General features: G+C 41.7%; 11 protein-coding genes and 1 pseudogene. 8 read left to right on the forward strand and 4 right to left on the reverse strand.

Annotated features, from left to right (window positions below):
* The first annotated feature begins 51 nt into the window (after nucleotides 1-51).
* The 5 genes from BFL47_RS03925 to BFL47_RS03945 all read left to right on the forward strand — a co-directional run bounded on the left by BFL47_RS03925 (nucleotide 52) and on the right by BFL47_RS03945 (nucleotide 7,480).
* Nucleotides 52-249: a hypothetical protein gene (locus tag BFL47_RS03925; protein ID WP_069658506.1), complete on the forward strand. Its 198-nt coding sequence runs from the start codon at nucleotides 52-54 to the stop codon at nucleotides 247-249.
* Between the two features lie 277 nt (nucleotides 250-526).
* Nucleotides 527-2,944, forward strand: coding sequence for a glycoside hydrolase family 2 TIM barrel-domain containing protein (locus BFL47_RS03930; RefSeq protein ID WP_069658507.1), 2,418 nt, complete (start codon nucleotides 527-529; stop codon nucleotides 2,942-2,944).
* Between the two features lie 245 nt (nucleotides 2,945-3,189).
* On the forward strand, nucleotides 3,190-3,870 hold the full coding sequence (locus BFL47_RS03935; protein ID WP_069658508.1) for an NADPH-dependent F420 reductase: 681 nt from the start codon (nucleotides 3,190-3,192) through the stop codon (nucleotides 3,868-3,870).
* 461 nt (nucleotides 3,871-4,331) lie between these two features.
* Nucleotides 4,332-6,116, forward strand: a complete 1,785-nt coding sequence (locus tag BFL47_RS03940; RefSeq protein WP_069658509.1) for a family 43 glycosylhydrolase — start codon at nucleotides 4,332-4,334, stop codon at nucleotides 6,114-6,116.
* On the forward strand, nucleotides 6,113-7,480 hold the full coding sequence (locus BFL47_RS03945) for a glycoside hydrolase family 43 protein (protein ID WP_069658510.1): 1,368 nt from the start codon (nucleotides 6,113-6,115) through the stop codon (nucleotides 7,478-7,480). Before BFL47_RS03940 ends, BFL47_RS03945 begins: the two co-directional genes overlap by 4 nt.
* A gap of 138 nt (nucleotides 7,481-7,618) precedes the next feature.
* Here the strand turns inward: BFL47_RS03945 and BFL47_RS03950 are convergent.
* Nucleotides 7,619-7,858, reverse strand: a pseudogene (locus BFL47_RS03950) (manganese catalase family protein); the annotation flags it as partial.
* 384 nt (nucleotides 7,859-8,242) lie between these two features.
* Here BFL47_RS03950 and BFL47_RS03955 point away from each other — a divergent pair.
* From BFL47_RS03955 to BFL47_RS03965, 3 genes are read left to right on the forward strand one after another with little or no spacing between them, the layout of a single operon-like run.
* Entirely contained in the window at nucleotides 8,243-9,031 is a 789-nt protein-coding gene (locus BFL47_RS03955) for a 2Fe-2S iron-sulfur cluster-binding protein (protein WP_069658512.1), read from the forward strand.
* A gap of 29 nt (nucleotides 9,032-9,060) precedes the next feature.
* Nucleotides 9,061-10,068 (forward strand): FAD binding domain-containing protein, encoded by a 1,008-nt coding sequence (locus tag BFL47_RS03960; RefSeq protein WP_069658513.1) that lies wholly within the window; start codon nucleotides 9,061-9,063, stop codon nucleotides 10,066-10,068.
* A complete protein-coding gene (locus tag BFL47_RS03965) occupies nucleotides 10,055-12,169 on the forward strand; it encodes a xanthine dehydrogenase family protein molybdopterin-binding subunit (protein WP_211480926.1) in 2,115 nt (704 codons plus the stop codon). The genes BFL47_RS03960 and BFL47_RS03965 overlap by 14 nt, the downstream gene beginning before the upstream one ends.
* Before the next feature lie 2 nt (nucleotides 12,170-12,171).
* Here BFL47_RS03965 and BFL47_RS03970 read toward each other — a convergent pair whose 3' ends face one another.
* Genes BFL47_RS03970 through BFL47_RS03980 form a run of 3 tightly spaced genes read right to left on the reverse strand, consistent with a single transcriptional unit; the run spans nucleotide 12,172 to nucleotide 17,926 of the window.
* Complete coding sequence (locus BFL47_RS03970; protein WP_069658515.1) at nucleotides 12,172-13,593, reverse strand: efflux transporter outer membrane subunit; 1,422 nt, start codon at nucleotides 13,591-13,593, stop codon at nucleotides 12,172-12,174.
* Nucleotides 13,580-16,783, reverse strand: a complete 3,204-nt coding sequence (locus tag BFL47_RS03975; protein ID WP_069658516.1) for an efflux RND transporter permease subunit — start codon at nucleotides 16,781-16,783, stop codon at nucleotides 13,580-13,582. The genes BFL47_RS03970 and BFL47_RS03975 overlap by 14 nt, the downstream gene beginning before the upstream one ends.
* Nucleotides 16,784-16,795: 12 nt before the next feature.
* Nucleotides 16,796-17,926 (reverse strand): efflux RND transporter periplasmic adaptor subunit, encoded by a 1,131-nt coding sequence (locus tag BFL47_RS03980; protein ID WP_069658517.1) that lies wholly within the window; start codon nucleotides 17,924-17,926, stop codon nucleotides 16,796-16,798.
* Between the last annotated feature and the right edge of the window lie 32 nt (nucleotides 17,927-17,958).

The following is a 17,958-nucleotide window of genomic DNA, read 5'->3' on the forward strand; positions in this document are numbered from 1 at the left end:
TTAGTCCGTTTATTTTTATCGGACAACAATGTATCGATATAATATATTGATATGAATTTCTTCATTAGAGACCACCGTGTTTTGGTGTTGGTAGTTCGGGAATGGGCCTGTATCATTGACAAAATGGTACAGGCCCTTTTTATTTACGTTCATTTTTGGAATGTGAGTTGCCAGATTGAATTCAAAACATTACTACTGATATTTCAAAGCAAATTCAGGCTGAAGTGGCAAAATGCTGTGGTAATTTAGGTTACATTCTATGGAAAGAGCCGGAGCTGTAGAAAGTTACATCAACTGTATGGACACTAGCCATCAAAAGCTTAAAAGAAATTTAAAGAAGATTTTATACCTGTTTTATCAACAGGAAACCCAATGAAGTGTAAGATAACTTTATCTATATTTGTTTAAACGTTAGCGCTACAATTATAACCAAATCCGTCAATTCCCTGAGTTGTCATAACGAGCAACGTTGAAGTAAACTTTGCTATCTGAGAATTGGTAATTTGAAATTAACCTATACTATCTTATGATTAAATGTCTTTCAGTACTTGTTGCTACCCTACTTTCCTTTGTATGTTATCTTATTGGCAATGCCCAGGATGCGTTAACCACTGAGCGGCGACAGCTTTTCGATTACAACTGGAAGTTTGCTCAGGGAGATTTTCCGGAGGCAAGTGCGACGGCTTTTAACGATAAAAGCTGGAGATCGCTTGATCTTCCGCACGACTGGAGCATAGAAGGTCAGATAGATCCTAAAAATCCAATGGGTAATGATGGGGGATATTTTCCGGCAGGAACAGGATGGTACCGTAAAAGGTTTGTCGCCCCTTCTATCTGGAAGAGCAGGCATGTTTCCATATATTTCGAAGGCGCGTATATGAACGCTGAAGTCTTCATTAATGGTAAGCTTTTAGGCATACGTCCGTATGGATATTCCTCATTTGAATATGATCTTACGCCTTACCTGCTTTATGGAAAAGAAAATGTTATATCTGTTCGTGTTGATAATTCGCAGCAAAAGAATAGCAGATGGTATAGTGGCTCTGGGATTTACAGGCATGTGTGGATCAATGCAACTGCCCCCTTACATATTGACCATTGGGGTGTAACCATTACGACTCCTGATGTGACTGAAGAAACTGCAACTGTTCAGGTGAAAACACGCATAAAAAATGAGGAAAAGTCAACACAGCGGTTTAAAGTGTCAACACAACTTATGGATAGCGGTAATAAAAACGCTGGCTTTGATAATGTCGAGGTTGAAGTCCCTGCAAATGCGGTAAAGGAAATTGTTCAGGATATAAAAGTGAATAAACCGCTGCTTTGGTCTCACGGGTCGCCTAATCTCTATCAGGCTCAAATTAAATTGACTAGCAAAGGTAAAACTATTGATAAAGTTGTGAATGCTTTTGGAATCCGTAGCCTGAAATTCAGTACCGAAAATGGGTTCCAGCTAAATGGTCGCAAAGTGATTCTTAATGGAGGCTGTGCACATCATGACAATGGAGCCTTAGGTGCAGCAGCATATGACAGAGCTGAAATCAGGAAGGTGGAATTACTGAAGTCAGCTGGCTTTAATGCGGTTCGAACATCACATAACCCTCCATCAGAGGCATTTTTAGATGCATGCGACAGGCTGGGACTTTTAGTGATCGACGAGTCATTTGACGGATGGAGGACGGCTAAGACACCATATGATTACGCTAGTTATTTTGATAAGTGGTGGCAGCAGGATGTTGAGGACATGGTACAACGTGACAGAAATCATCCTTCAATTATTATGTGGAGTACAGGTAATGAAATAATTGAAAGGAAGGCGCCAGAAGCGATTGAAACTGCCAAAAAGCTTGCTGGTTTGATTCGGGAAAATGATCCCACACGTCCGGTAACTTCGGCTATGACTACATGGGATAAAGACTGGGCGATATTTGACCCCCTCTTTGCGGTACACGATATTGCAGGATATAATTATCAGTTACACAGAGCGGCATCTGATCATGTACGTGTCCCGTCCCGTATCATTGTCCAAACAGAATCATATTCACGTGATGCATTTGCAAATTGGAAACTTGTACAGGAAAATGAATATATAATAGGGGATTTCGTTTGGACAGCAATGGACTATTTGGGCGAGTCAGGTATTGGCCGCTACTACTATCCGGGCGATCTGGAAGGAGAACATTGGGAAAAGAATTTCTATCCATGGCATGGAGCTTATTGCGGAGACATAGATTTGATTGGCTGGAGAAAACCCATATCACACTATAGAGATATGCTGTACAATGGCCATGAAAAGCTTTATATGGCTGTAAGAGAACCAAATCCGGCTAATGGTAAAATTAAAGAAACGATGTGGTCGGTATGGCCTACCTGGGAAAGCTGGACCTGGACTGGGTATGAAGGGAAAGATATTCAAGTTGAAGTGTATTCCCGTTATCCGAAAGTTCGGCTTTACCTGAATGATAAGCTCATTGGAGAGCGGCAGACAACTAAAGAACAGGAATTTAAAGCAACGTTTACATTGCCTTATACCGCAGGGACGCTAAGGGCAGTAGGTGTTGAGGAAGACAAGGAGGTTGGGCCAAGGGTGTTAATAACTGCAGGAAAAGCTGCTAGGATAAAAATAGTTGCAGACCGGACAACAATCAAGGCAAGCGGACAAGACTTATCGTATGTTACAGTTGAGATAACCGATCAGAATGGAAATGTCCAGACAAACGCAGATAATCAATTGTTGTTTACCTTAAAAGGTCCGGGCGTTATTGCTGCTGTTGATAATGCAAGCTTAAAAGACGTTGATCCTTATGTAGCTAATCAGCGCAAAACATGGCATGGCCGTGCCCTTGTTATAATAAAGAGTACCCGGAATATAGGAGATATTAATCTTACGGTTAGTTCGCCTGGATTATCTGAGGCAAGTGCCGAGATCAAAGCAAAGGATTAACCAGTGTCAATTAATGAGCTTTTGCGTTTTATCGTGATGCTGATTATAGAAATTATTTTGTACGGAGTATGAATATAATACGTTTGGGCAATTTCGAATTGCCCAAGCCAGCTTGTGTATTTAATGTGCAATGAAAGTCTTATATCAGTTAAAAGTAAACATCACGTTGAAGAAGCAAGTAATACTTAATGTTTAATAGATTTGCAAGTAGTGCTTAAATTAATTAGCAATTTAAATTGATAAATATGAATGTAGGAATTATTGGATCTGGTAATATTGGTAGTGCGCTTGCCCGGTATCTAAAAAATCTTGGACATCACGTTATTATTGCAAACTCACGAGGTCCTGAAACTTTAAGTGAAGTTGCTAGCGAAACAGGTGCAACTCCAGTGACAGCAGAAGAAGCCGCAGGCGCTGAAGATCTCGTCATCATTTCTGTCCCTGAAAAGGCGGTAGTTAACCTTCCGATATCTATTCTTGCTGCTTCTAAGGCCGTCATTGTTGATACGGGTAATTTCTACCCATCTCGAGATGGCAAGATCGCTGATATTGAGGGTGGATTAACTGATAGCGAATGGGTAGCTAAAGTAATTGGCCATCCGGTGATCAAGGCTTTTAACAACATTTATGCCGCAAGTCTAGCATCGAAAGCTGTTCCAGTAGGAACGCCAACTCGAATTGCTTTATCAGTGGCTGGTAATGATGAGCAAGAAAAGCAAACTGTATTAGAACTTATTGATAAAATAGGCTTTGACGCAATTGACGCCGGCTTACTGTCTGAGTCTTGGAGACAGCAACCAGGTACTCCCTCATATTGTCAGGATCTTGATATAGATGCGTTGAAATCTGCGTTGCAAAAAGCAGATTTAAGTGAGCGTGCGGCTAACCTTGAGAAAGCCGATGAACAGTTACGCCCATATCTTTAGAGCCTGGAAAGAATACTAAACTGTTAAGAAATTGGCAGTATGGAGCATTGAAATTTGATGTTGAATCCTTTGATTGGTTCGATTTAAAAGCCCTTTTCCAAAAGAAAAGGGCTTTTTCTATGCCTTTGAGAGTAGGTTTCTAGAAGAATCATCTAATCGTCGTTACATGCTGACTGAACTAGATAACTGGATGCTTAGTTTCCGCATTCACAAACTGCGTATTCCCGATTCGTATGCTTCAGATTTGTTTTACACATTATTGCATCTTTTTTAGACATACCTGCTACCTCCCTTTACCTTTTTATGATAAATTTGATCCATAATGGGAGCAAGGTAGAACCCATTTTATCCGATGTATAAACTAAATAAACCAAGGGCAGAATAATGTTTGGCTTGTATTATATTTTAAAGTTATGCCTTTTTTATGCTCCAATATTTTTTAATCACAGAGCCCCTAACAAATGAATAATATAATAAGAGTAAGAATTCAAGCCGTGATGTTGCTTTTTTTAACGACCATAATAGGTGCGGGGAAGGTAAATGCACAAAATCCAATTATTCAAACCATTTATACTACCGACCCGGCCGCACTGGTATATAAAGACACTTTGTTTCTATATACCGGGCATGACGAAGAAAATTCAACCTGGTTTACGATGAAAGATTGGCATGCATATTCAACAACCGATATGGTTAACTGGGTTGATCGTGGCAGTCCATTATCGCTTGAAACTTTCAAATGGGCGGAGAAAGACGCCTGGGCTTCTCAATGTATCGAACGGAACGGAAAGTTCTACTGGTATGTTTGCGCAAATGATAAAAATTCCCATGGAATGGCTATTGGTGTTGCCGTATCCGACAAACCAACAGGCCCTTTTAAGGATGCCATTGGAAAGCCGCTTATTTCAGGCGGTTGGGGGTACATAGATCCATCCGTGTTTATTGATGACGATGGACAGGCTTATCTATATTGGGGCAACCCTCATTTGTACTATGTTAAGCTCAATAGTGATATGGTTTCCTATGATCCAAGCGCGGGTCCTGTAAAAGTTTCTTTAACGGAGGAGGGCTTCAAACTTCGGATCTTAAATGCAAACAACACATTTGCATGGGCGAAATCAATTAATGGACTTGAATCACACACCGTTAAGAGTAAGACGGACGATAAATATTATTGGTATGTGAGCGCAACCGACAAAATTACCAACAGAAAAGTTATAGGTGTCGCCGTAAGTGATAAAGCAATTGGCCCTTTCAAAGATGTCCTTGGTAAACCACTGATCACTGAAGATCTTGAAAAAGGGAATATCAATCCAACAGTCATTTGGGATGAGTCAAAGCAACCTTGGCTTACCTGGGGTACATCCGAACTCCGGTATGCAAAACTCGATAAAGATATGCTCTCGTATGACCAGCAGTCAGGGTTGCAGAGAATTCCGGCTGATAAGCAAGAATGGTTTAGTAATCAGATCAAAGGAACCTTAAATAGTACAGAAAAAAGATTTACTACTTTCGAAGAAGGCCCATGGATTTATAAACGCAATAAACTTTACTATCTCTTTTATCCTGCTGGAGGCGTGCCTGAGCACCTGGCGTATTCTACAAGCCAGAGTCTTTCAAATCCGCATTGGGCTTACGGCGATACGGTGATGGCCGTGATTGATAATAGAGGTGCATTTACTAACCATCCCGGCGTGGTTGACTATAAAGGTAAAACCTACTTGTTTTATCACAATGGAGCATTACCGGGCGGCGGTGGTTTTAACCGTTCTGTTTGCGTGGATGAGTTAAGCTTTAATGCAGACGGGTCCGTTCGCGAAGTTGCTCCAACTGCAGGTATTAAAAAAGCTGCAGGCAGTATTAATCCCTTTATGCGTGTGGAAGCTGAAACCATTGCCTGGGAAGTAGGTGTCGAAACGGCCGGCGATCCCGTTAAAGGAGTTTATGTGACGGAAATAGATCATGGCGATTACATTAAAGTGCGCAACGTAGATTTTGGGAATGGTGCGAAAACGTTTGAAGCAAGTGTCGCTGTCGACTTAGGAGGGAAGATTGAAATAAGGCTTGACAGTCTGAACGGAAAGGTCGCTGGCATTTGTGTGGTAAAAAATAGTGGTGGTTTACAGAATTGGAATACAAGGACTTCGCGTGTTACCGGTATAAGCGGGATACACGACGTATATTTTGTTTTTAAGGGGGGCGAAGGACAGCTTTTTGACTTTGACTGGTGGAGGTTTAAAAAATGAAGAACTTATTTTTATTGGCAATAAGCCTAAATTTATGTGCCATTTGTTTGGCTCAAAATCCAATTATTCAAAACAAATTTACCGCAGATCCTGCTCCATTTGTTTATCATGATACTGTTTTTCTTTATACAAGTCATGATGAAGATGATGCGCCCGTAGGCATGGGAGGATTCAGAATGAAGGACTGGTTGTGTTATACCTCAACCGATATGGTAAACTGGACGGACCATGGTCGTATTGCATCTCTAAAAAACTTCAAGTGGGCTGATAAGACTAAAAGTGGATGGGGTGGTATGGACAACGGAGCCTGGGCCCCTCAATGTATTGAACGTAATGGGAAATTTTACCTGTATTGCCCGGTTCAGGGAAGAGGTATTGGAGTGCTTGTAGCCGACAATCCTTTAGGTCCTTTTACAGACCCTCTTGGCAAGCCCATAATTGGAGATAAGTACGACAGCATTGACCCGACTGTTTTTATTGACGACGGGCAAGCTTATTTATACTGGGGGAATCCTAACCTGTGGTATGTAAAACTTAATGAGGATATGATGTCCTATACCGGAGAACCCATTAAAGACAAATCTTTCGCCAAAGTTAAGGACCGTGATGATCCATATCATTATCAGGAAGGACCGTGGGCTTATAAAAGAAATGGTCATTACTATATGGCATACGCATCTACCTGTTGTCCGGAAGGGATAGGTTATGCAATGAGCAACAGCCCTGAAGGACCCTGGGAATACAAAGGATATATTATGAGGCCAAATAGTAAATCGTCTGGTAATCATCCGGGTATTATCGATTATAAAGGGAAATCATATGTTTTCGGTTTTAATTACCGACTCAACTTTATGCTGACGGACAAACATCATGAAAGACGTTCAGTCTGTGTGGAGGAGTTTCAATACAATGCTGATGGAACTATTCCAGAATTGCCCTGGTGGCGGGAAGAAGGGATTACTCAAGTTGCCAGCTTGAATCCTTATATTCGAACTGAAGCTGAGACTATTGCATGGTCATCTGGTGTTGAAACAGTCAGGGATAGTTCTACCGGAGGCATTTATGTAACGGATATTAGCAATGGCGATTATATTAAAGTCAAAGGGGCTGATTTTGGCAAAGGAGCAATTTCTTTTGAGGCACAGATTGCGAGTGTTAATGGAGGAGCAATGGAAGTACGTCTGGATAGTCTGAATGGACCTCTGGCCGGCTCCCTGTCAATTAAAAGTACTGGGAAAGCAACTAGCTGGAAAGCATATTCTGCTAAATTGCGAAAGATTGATGGTGTACATGATATATTCTTTGTTTTTAAGGGGAAACAAGATGAGTTGTTCAATTTTGACTGGTGGAAATTCACCCATTAGAATGATTGTAGAAAGCCAGATTTTTGCTCATTTAAATGGACAAAAAACCATAGGAGGCAAAATAGACAATTACTAATAGCATTTGTCTACTTTGCCTCCTATGGTTTTTACCTATCTTAAGCATAAAACAGCAATGGCTTAACTACTTTTCTTTACCGTCTCTAGGGTTTCAGGCGCTCCATCCAATAATCTGGAAATTGTTTTGGTAATTAATTCCACATGGCTTATTTCTTCAATTCCGGCACCCTGAATCAAATCCAGGTAGGGAATCCCGTCCCCACAGAAACTGGAACTTTGAAAAAGGTATTGCATCATAGTACGCATTTCTCCAAATTGACCGCCTAGTCCTTCTTGAAGTGTATTTGCTGCTGATGAATCTGGTTGATCAAATTCTGAACATGATAAAACATATTACTTAATTTTAAAGGTATCGAGGAAGAAAGTTTAGCTTATCTATCTGGCCGATTTTATCGTACCAATACCAATAAAAACAAATATTAAGGCTTAGGACTGATATTGTATATTTTTTCTAAAATCGTTAAAAAGGATGTTGGTGAAATGGGGTTTAAAAGCACGATAAGCAAGGGAGCAACATTCTGGTTTACTATATGAGATGCCGAAGTTTTGGACTAAAATTACATTGATCTAAGATGAAGCCCATCAGGCAATGTAATCTTCTTAATACAAACTGATTAATTTTTATATTGTTGATTTAATTAGCTAATAAGTCCTTAATTTAATGATGTAGTCTAAACTAATTCGATGAATCAAGAAAATGAAAATCCAGACTTGACAGAAGACGAAAAGAAATTGTTTAAGGATCTCATGCCCGAAGATCTTAAAGAGATCATGGATACAGGTTTTAGTAGAAGACACTTTCTTAAACTCATCAGTATAGCGGGGACTGGCGTATTGGCCTCACATCTTCTAGGTGCAGAGCAGCTATTGGCGAGACCATTGGCGCAACCTAGTTTAAACGAATTAACAACTGCACAAGTTGAAAATGGAGTTAGAGTATCTTTTAAGGTGAATGGATTTAATAAAAATTTATTGGTTGATTCCCGAATGACTCTTTTGGATACTGTTAGGGAAAGAATGGAGTTGACGGGTGCAAAGAAAGGGTGTGATCATGGCCAGTGTGGCGCTTGTACCATGATCGTGGATGGAAAGCGGATCTTATCTTGTCTCACCTTAGCTGCCAGTTGCGAAGGCAAGTCAGTAACCACGATTGAAGGAATTGCTAATGGCACTGATCTTCATCCGATACAGGCTGCATTTATCAAACATGACAGCTTTCAGTGTGGCTATTGTACACCGGGACAGATTTGTTCGGCGGTCGCGTTATTAGCTGAAGCTAAAAATGGCGAAGTTAGCTACGTTACCGATCAGGTAAATGTCCCCAAAAAGCCTCTTCAGCTGTCCGAAAATGAGATCAGAGAACGTATGTCTGGAAACATTTGCCGTTGCGGTGCCTACCCCAATATTGTAGCCGCAATACGTGAAGTTCAATCGGGCAAATCAGTAGAGCAGAAGTGGAATTTCGCAGGTTAATATACAGGTACACCATATAAAATAGTATCATGAGGCCATTTAAGTACACCCATGTAAATACAGTTCAATCAGCAACACAACTTGTTAGCACGCATTCAAACGCGAAGTTCCTTGCTGGAGGTACCAATATCTTAGATTTGATGAAAGAGGATGTTGAACGGCCGGATGAGCTGCTTGATATCACCTTTTTGAAAGTAGCAGACATAAAAATGATTACTGAGGGACCCAATAAAGGCGGTGTATCTTTAGGAGCGCTTTCCAACAATACGGAAACTGCCAATCATGAACTTATTCGTCTCAACCATCCATTACTTACCCAGGCTATCCTTGCAGGTGCTTCAGCGCAAATCAGAAACATGGCAACCAATGGGGGAAATTTAATGCAAAGAACCCGTTGCCCGTATTTTTATGATGTGGATATGCCTTGCAACAAACGTGTGCCTGGGTCAGGTTGCGGCGCTATGGAAGGCATTAACCGGATGCACGCCATTTTCGGATGGTCATCAAAATGCATTGCTGTTTATCCATCAGATATGGCTGTTGCACTGGCAGTATTAGATGCAACAGTTCAGGTTGCAAATTCAAAGGGCCAACAGCGGCGTATCGCTTTTACTGATTTCCACCGTTTACCGGGAGAGAACCCTGAAAAGGACAACAATTTGCTGCCCGGCGAACTAATCACAGCCATAGAGCTACCTCCAAATAAGTTTGCAAGTCATTCATATTACCTCAAAGTGCGCGACCGTGCCTCTTATGCTTTCGCACTGGTATCTGTAGCGGCAGGTCTCGAACTCAATGGCAACAATATCGTGCAGGCGAAAATTGCTTTAGGTGGTGTGGCCCATAAACCCTGGCGTGCGCTCAGGGCCGAGGAATTGCTAAAAGGAAAGGAAGCCACAGAAGCCAATTTTCAAGCAGCTGCAGAAGCTGAAATGAATCAGGCAAAACCTTTAGAGTATAACAGATTTAAAGTTGAACTGGGTAAGCGGGCAATTGTCCGTGCGCTTGATATGGCAATGAATAATGGAAGCAAATAAATTAACCGGAACGCCTGTAGATCGGATCGACGGGCTCCTGAAAGTAACAGGAAAAGCAACTTATGCCACCGATTATCCGGTGAAGAATATGGCTTATGCCTATTTGTTTAAAAGCACTATTGCTGCAGGAACTATCACTAAAATAGACTCAACTGAAGCTTTAAAAGTTCCCGGAGTTTTATCTGTCATTACGCATCTAAATGCACCCAAACTTAATGAAAAAGGTGGATTGCGCGGTGGAGCATTATTACAGGGACCTGATATTGAATTTTACGGTCAGCATATCGGTATCGTGGTAGCAGAAACCTTTGAACAGGCCCGTCATGCATCCCGATTGGTAAAAGTTGAATACCATAAATCCGAGGCAAAAGTAGATTTTGAAAAATTAAAGAAAGATGCCGTTCCTTCAAAGAATGAAGATTTAAAGAGGGGAGATGTAGACGCAGTATTTAATCAGGCAGATTTTGCAATTGATGAGTTGTATGCAACACCTATCGAACATCACCACCCGATGGAACCGCATGCAACCATAGCAGTATGGGAAGGCGAAAAAGTGACGCTTTACAATGGCTCTCAAATAATAAATGGAGCGCAGTCTTCGGCTGCTAATACGTTAAATATCAAGTCGGAAAATGTACGTATTGTATCCCCTCATATTGGAGGAGGTTTCGGATCTAAAGGAGGACAATGGGCCAACTTAGTGCTTGCCGCAGTTGCTGCAAAAATGATAAGCCGGCCAGTTCATCTTGCGTTGAGCAGACAACAAATGTTTAATTCAGTAGGGTTGCGCCAGCATAACGACCAAAGAATCAGGCTTGCGGCCGACAAAGATGGAAAGCTGTTGGCCCTTGCACACCAAACAACCACGCATTGCGCAATAAACGATGAATTTGTTGAGCCTTGTGGCGATTGTTCAAAGGTTATGTATGAGGTTCCGAATTCACTGATCAGCTATCGTGTGATACCCATGAACATCATTATCCCTACATACACCCGTGGCCCTGGAAAATCTACCGGAAGCTTTGCATTAGAATCAGCAATCGATGAACTTGCTTTTAAGCTAAAAATGGATCCTATTGATTTTAGACTAAAAAATGAACCCGCAAAAGATCCTTCAAACGGTAAACCCTGGTCATCACGCAAACTAGTAGAATGCCTTAAAGAAGGTGCCAAAGCCTTTGGTTGGGATAAACGGAGTGCCCAACCGGGAGTAACGCAGCTAGGTGATTATCTTATTGGTTATGGTGTAGCTTGTGGAACTTATCCTGCCAGACAGCGCGATAGCTCTGCCATCATTAAGCTGATAAGAACAGGAAACAAAGTGAAGGCTATTGTGGAACAGGCAGCAGCGGATCTGGGTACAGGTACCTATACCATTCTGACCCAAACGGCAGCTGATGGATTAGGTCTGCCCATCAGTCAGGTTCAAGTTACCATAGGCGATTCCGATTTACCCCCAGCTGCAGGTTCTGTTGGCTCGGTTGGCGCAGCCAGTTATGCAAATGCAGTGAATGAAGCTTGCGAAAAAATCACGAATGAGTTGTTGGCAAAATCAGGAAAACAGTTTTTTGTCCGGCCAACTGCCGCTCAGCTCATGCTGTCTGAAGGAATAGACGCCTTTCAAACAAGAATGGACGCGAAGTCTCCTGAAGGAGCAGATGCCTATTCTGCACATAGCTTCAATGCCAACTTTGCCGAAGTATGGGTAAACCGCTCAACTGGAATGACAACAGTTAAGCGGTTTCTCGCTGTCACCGCAGCAGGTAAAATCTTAAATCCAAAAACCGCAAGGTCTCAGATTATAGGTGGAAACATTTGGGGAATAGGTATGGCCCTTACCGAAGAGTCTATCATCGACCCGCGCTGGGGTAATTTCATCACCCGTTCTCTTGCTGATTACCATGTTCCTGCAAATCTTGATATTGGTGATATGGAGACCATTTTTATCCGGGAAAATGATATTATCCCGAATAAGATGGGCATAAAAGGTATTGGCGAGGTTGGTATTGTGGGCGTCGCAGCCGCTGTGGCCAATGCTATTTTCAATGCCACAGGAAAGCGGATCCGTCACTTACCAATTACACCGGATAAACTAATCTAACATCAGTTCCATCCGCCCCCTAAAGCTCTATAAAGCGCAACCCCTGCATTCAGTTGCGCATTTTTAACTTCAGCAAGATCCAGTTCACTTTGCAGTGCATTACTTTGCGCTGTAATTACTTCCAGATAATTAGCCATACCACTGCTGAATAGTAGGTTAGCGTTCTTCAGTCCACTCTGAACAACTTTAACCCTTTGCTCGGCAAAAGCATACCGCTCCTTTAACTTCTCAATCTTAACTAGTTCATCAGAAACTTCAGCAACGGCATTCAAAACAGTTGACCTGAATGCAAGAACAGTCCGGTCACGGTCAATCATAGCCACCTGATACTGTGTTCTTAGTTGTTTACGCTGCAAAAGAGGTTGTGCTATCCCGGCTCCAACCACTCCAAATAAGGAAGCGGGGATAGTAAACCAGTTGCTTGCTGTGAATGTATTGAGACCGCTAGTTGCTGTAATAACCAATGAAGGGTACATACTCGCCTTAGCAATACCTGTTCTGGCATTTGCCTTAACCAATTCCAGTTCAGCAATCCGCACATCCGGCCGAAGACTAAGCATTTCGGCCGGAACCCCTGTATTGATCTCCGAAGGAAGAATCATATCATTTAATTTCCCTTTACGTAAGATCTGTTGAGGAAAAGATCCGCTGAGAACGCTCAATGCGTTCTCTTCTAAAATGATGTTTTGCTGCAATTGTGTAACTATGCCGGCAGCTAATAATTGCTGTGCTTCAGCTTGTTGGACCGCTAAAGAGGTCACTTGTCCGGCATTAAACTGCAGCTTGATTATATTCAGTGTACTATCATTTAAGGCCAGGTTTTTCTGGGCAATTTCAATTTGCGTGTCCAGCATCACCAATCTGTAAAACCCCTGTGCGATATTAGAGGCTAACCTGGTTTTTACAGCTTTGCGGGCCTCTGTGCTTTGCAGATAAGAAGCGCCTGCCAGATTCCGCTGATTGGCAATCTTCTTCCAGATATCGGCTTCCCAGCTTAAACCCAACGATGCAGTATAGTCCTCAATATGTTTGGCATTCGAAAACTGACCAATCGTTAATCCATTCAAGCTATTATCAGAGGGCCTGTTGGAATTAGCAGTTATCCGTAGATTAACCTCAGGAACATTACCCCATTTTGATTGTCTAAGAATCAATGATGCTGATTCTATATTTTTCAATGCAATCTGCATATCATAATTTTTCACCAGCGCTGTATCAATCAGCTCTTTAATCATAGGCTCCCTGAAAAAATCTTTATAGGGCCTGTTTGCAATACGTGATGTATCTGCATTTGTGGCCAAGCCATTCCTGTAACCCTGAGGCAACATATTGGAAGGCCTTGCTACATTTTGAGAGACCGTACAGCCGCTTGCTGTTAGAAGCAGGGCTATAACGGCAAGCGATATATTTCTAAACGATATCATATTCTTTAATGCTATTTGTTGTTTCAATGGATCCTAAGTGTTCCTTAGTGATCTTGTGTGCTGGATTACCAGTGATTTTTTCTTGTAGATATTGGAAGATGACAAAGAGCACCGGGATAATGAAAAGACCAAGAATAACTCCTGTGATCATTCCTCCTGCAGCACCAATACTTATGGAATGGTTACCCAGTGCAGAAGGTCCGGTTGCACGCATCATCGGTATTAGTCCTACCACAAATGCCAGTGAAGTCATAATAATCGGGCGTAATCTTAATTTCGCAGCTTCCAATGATGAGGCAACAAGTGACTTACCTGCTCTTCTTCGCTGGACAGCGAACTCCACAATCAGAATGGCATTTTTAGCCAGCAGGCCGATCAGCATGACCAATGCGACCTGAACATAAATATTGTTTTCAATCCCGGTTAAGCTTATTGCTATGAATACACCAAAGATACCTGTAGGGATAGAAAGGATCACGGCTAATGGAAGTATATAACTTTCATATTGAGCCGCTAAAAGGAAATACACAAATACAAGACACAGTAGGAAAATGATAACCGACTGACCTCCTGATGTAATTTCTTCCTTAGTAATTCCGGAGAATTCATGAGAGAATCCAGACGGCAATTGCTGTGCAGCCACTTCATCTACTGCCCGGATCGCATCACCAGAACTGAATCCAGGTTTTGGTATTGCGTTGACGCCTATTGAATTAAACAGGTTGTAACGTGACGCTGTTTCTGTGCCATATACACGTTTAAGTTTAATTAAAGTGTTTATGGGTACATTTTCGCCATCCTTATTTTTAACGAAAACACCATCCATAGAAGAAGGATCAGCACGATTATCTATATCAGCCTGTACCATCACCCTATAGTACTTCCCAAATCTGTTAAAATCAGATGCCTGGGCACTTCCAAAATAACCCTGCAAAGTTTGCAGTATATCTTTTGTCGACACCCCCAGCTGTTCTGCTTTGTTATCGTCCAGTTCCATTTCCAGTTGCGGGTAGTCCGCTTTAAAGGAAGTAAAAGCCACTGCTATTTCTGGACGCTTCATCAGTTCTGCGATAAAGTTATTAGCGATGCCGCTGAAACGGTCTAGTTTACCACTTGTTTTATCCTGCAATACAAGGTCTAGTCCGTCGATATTACTAAAGCCCGGCACAGTAGGGAAGGTAAAGACAAAGAAATTAGCACCTTTAATCGTAGCCAGCTTTCCCCTTACTATGTTCATAATGGCTGTAATATCTTTAACATCACCACGTTCCTTTGCAGGCTTAAGCAAAATAAATAAACTTCCTGCTGAAGGACTTGTAGATGAAGTAAGGAGACTAAAACCGGATAACCCGTTGAATACCTTAGTAAAAGGTAATGGTCTTAGCAAGTCTTCCGCTTTCTTCACTACTTCTGTACTTCTTTCCAATGAAGCACCGGCAGGTGTTGACATGGCAATAGCTATGAAGCCTTGATCTTCTGAAGGAATAAATCCTGTTGGCGTTTTCTTTACCATCCATACGGTTGCAAGCACAACGATAGCCAAACCCGCCAGTCCAATCCATTTAGAACGGATCAGGAACCGTAAGCTGCCTACATATCTTTGAGTCAGTGAATCAAAACTTTTGTTAAATCCTGCGAAGAACTTTTCTTTAAAGTTTCTTTTGACTGTGCTGGAGGAGTCTGTAGAAGGAACCTCTTTCAAAAATAAGGCGCATAAGGCAGGACTTAATGTCAATGCATTAACTGCTGAGATTACAATCGCTATGGCCAGTGTAAAGGCGAATTGTCTATAGAATACACCAGTTGAACCTTCCATGAAACCTACAGGTAAAAATACCGCACTCATAACCAACGTAATGGAGATGATTGCACCTGTAATCTCATGCATTGCAGCTGCTGTAGCTGGTTTTGGCGCCAAATTCTTATGATGCATCTTGGAATGCACGGCCTCCACAACCACAATGGCATCATCGACCACAATTCCAATGGCTAATACCAGTGCAAACAACGTCAATAGATTAATAGAAAACCCGAAAAGGTTCATGAAGAAAAACGTCCCCAGTATAGCTACCGGAACCGCAATGGCAGGGATAAGTGTGGACCTGAAATCTTGTAGAAAGATGAATACAACAAGAAATACCAATATAAAAGCCTCAATCAATGTATGAATAACTTGTTCGATAGACTGATCCAGAGAGACTTTAGTACTGTAAAGAACTATATACTTAACGCCTTTTGGAAAGTCTTTTTCAGCTTTCTGCATAAACTTTTCAACCGCAATCTGAATTTCATTCGCGTTTGAGCCACTTAGCTGCTGTACAGCTATATTCAACCCTGCCTTACCATCAATACGAGTTAAACTCGAATACGTATAAGACCCAAACTCGATTCTAGCTACATCTTTAAGTCGCAAAAATGAGCCATCCGAGTTAGAACGAATAATGATGTTTTCATATTCAGCCGGTTTAGTCAACTTACCCTTGTATTTCAACACATATTGAAAAGCATTCTTGCTGCCTTCTCCAAACATACCTGGAGCTGCTTCCAGATTCTTATCTTTTATTTTTGAGATCACATCATTTGGGACCAGATTATAAGTAGCCATCTGAGCCGGGTTAAGCCAAACACGCATGGAGTAATCTTTACTCCCACCGAAAATAACAGCCTGACCAACACCCTGAATACGTTTAATTTCAGGAATAAGGTTGATTGCCGCATAGTTAGCCATAAAAGTCTGGTCATAGCTCTTCTCATCGTCTGTGAACATACTCAGCACCATGATTAGACTATTCTGCTGTTTAGCCGTGGTAACCCCTGCTTGAATAACCTCTGCAGGAAGTTGACTTGTTGCCTGAGATACACGGTTTTGAACATTTACGGCTGCCTGATCGGGATCCGTTCCCAACTTAAAATACACCGTGATCACTAAAGAACCATCGTTACTGGCAGTAGAGCTCATGTAACTCATGTCTTCTACCCCGTTAATCGATTCTTCCAAAGATGGCGCTACTGAACGTAAAACTGTTTCTGCATTTGCACCAGGATATAGAGCCGTTACCTGAACCGCAGGAGGTGCAATATCCGGGAATTGTTGTAAAGGCAACTTCAGTAATCCAAGTACGCCAAGTATCACCAGTAAAATGGAGATGACTGTTGCTAAGACGGGTCTGTCTATAAATTTTTTAAACATGATGTTGGTATATTATCTTGATGCAGTTTTGTTATTTTCTGCTGTAAATACTTGCGGTTGGATGATATCTCCTTCTTTTATTTTGTCTATTCCATCTACGACAATCCTATCACCGGAAGCTAATCCGTTATTTACCAGATAGTTTGTGCCGCTAGTGCCTGAAACAGTTATAGGTCGCTTACTTACTTTATTGGACTTGTCAACGGTAAAGACAAACATCTTATCCTGTACTTCTACAGTCGATGCCTGTGGTATCAGCAACGTATTCTGATGTTGCAGACTAAGTCTGATTTTACCCGTATTACCAGATCTTAACAAACCTTGTTGATTAGCGAAAGTAGCTCTCAGTAGAATAGAACCGGTTTGCTTATCAAACTGTCCGTCCACCATGTCGATTTTTCCTTCTTGTGGATATACACTATTATTCGATAAAACAAGAGATACACCAGGTAGTCCCTTCAATTTTTCGGCTAACGTTCCCCCGGGGTGTTCTGTATTAAAGTCTGCAAAATCATCTTCTCCCAATGAAAAGTAAACATGTACCTCATGCACATCGGAAAGCTGCGTTAATGGTAGAGGATCTGTAGTAGATACTAAACTTCCTTGTTTTTTGGGCAACAGACCTACATAGCCGTTAACCGGCGCTTTGATGAGTGTATAATCTAAATTGATGTTTGCTGCCGCAACCTCAGCTCTAGCTTGTTTTACTCTGGCTTGTGCCGATTCATAAGTCGCCTGTGCACTTCTTAGCTGGAAATCTGAAACAACTTTGTTTTTCACTAAAGGGGTTAACTTGTCAATTTCAATTCGGGCATTCGTCACTGATGCCTGAGCTGCAAGCAATGAAGCCTGAGCATTATTTAATGCTTCTTTAAAAGAAAGCCCATTTAATTTAAAAAGTGGATCTCCTTTTTTAACTAAAGCGCCTTCATTTACATAGATCTTATCCAGTACGCCTGATACTTGTGGACGTATTTCCAGATCTACAGCTCCTTGTATTGCAGCCGGATATTCAGTATAAGTAGTCTCCGTACTGCTTTTGATTGATACTACAGGAAGGGACTGCGGTGCAGGTGCCTCAACTTGCGGGGTTTTGCCAGCACAGCCGGCTAAAAATAGGGATAGGAGGATTGTAGTTTTCATAACGATATTCAATTGTTTAACAGTGTTAAGGG

Source organism: Arcticibacter eurypsychrophilus (genome assembly GCF_001730525.1).
GTDB lineage: Bacteria > Bacteroidota > Bacteroidia > Sphingobacteriales > Sphingobacteriaceae > Arcticibacter > Arcticibacter eurypsychrophilus.

Coding starts and splice junctions, on each gene's coding strand:
- BFL47_RS03960 (WP_069658513.1), top strand. CDS start 9,061: ATGAGGCCATTTAAGTACACCCATGTAAATACAGTTCAATCAGCAACA.
- BFL47_RS03980 (WP_069658517.1), bottom strand. CDS start 17,926: ATGAAAACTACAATCCTCCTATCCCTATTTTTAGCCGGCTGTGCTGGC.
- BFL47_RS03955 (WP_069658512.1), top strand. CDS start 8,243: ATGAATCAAGAAAATGAAAATCCAGACTTGACAGAAGACGAAAAGAAA.
- BFL47_RS03935 (WP_069658508.1), top strand. CDS start 3,190: ATGAATGTAGGAATTATTGGATCTGGTAATATTGGTAGTGCGCTTGCC.
- BFL47_RS03945 (WP_069658510.1), top strand. CDS start 6,113: ATGAAGAACTTATTTTTATTGGCAATAAGCCTAAATTTATGTGCCATT.
- BFL47_RS03925 (WP_069658506.1), top strand. CDS start 52: ATGAATTTCTTCATTAGAGACCACCGTGTTTTGGTGTTGGTAGTTCGG.
- BFL47_RS03940 (WP_069658509.1), top strand. CDS start 4,332: ATGAATAATATAATAAGAGTAAGAATTCAAGCCGTGATGTTGCTTTTT.
- BFL47_RS03970 (WP_069658515.1), bottom strand. CDS start 13,593: ATGATATCGTTTAGAAATATATCGCTTGCCGTTATAGCCCTGCTTCTA.
- BFL47_RS03975 (WP_069658516.1), bottom strand. CDS start 16,783: ATGTTTAAAAAATTTATAGACAGACCCGTCTTAGCAACAGTCATCTCC.
- BFL47_RS03965 (WP_211480926.1), top strand. CDS start 10,055: ATGGAAGCAAATAAATTAACCGGAACGCCTGTAGATCGGATCGACGGG.
- BFL47_RS03930 (WP_069658507.1), top strand. CDS start 527: ATGATTAAATGTCTTTCAGTACTTGTTGCTACCCTACTTTCCTTTGTA.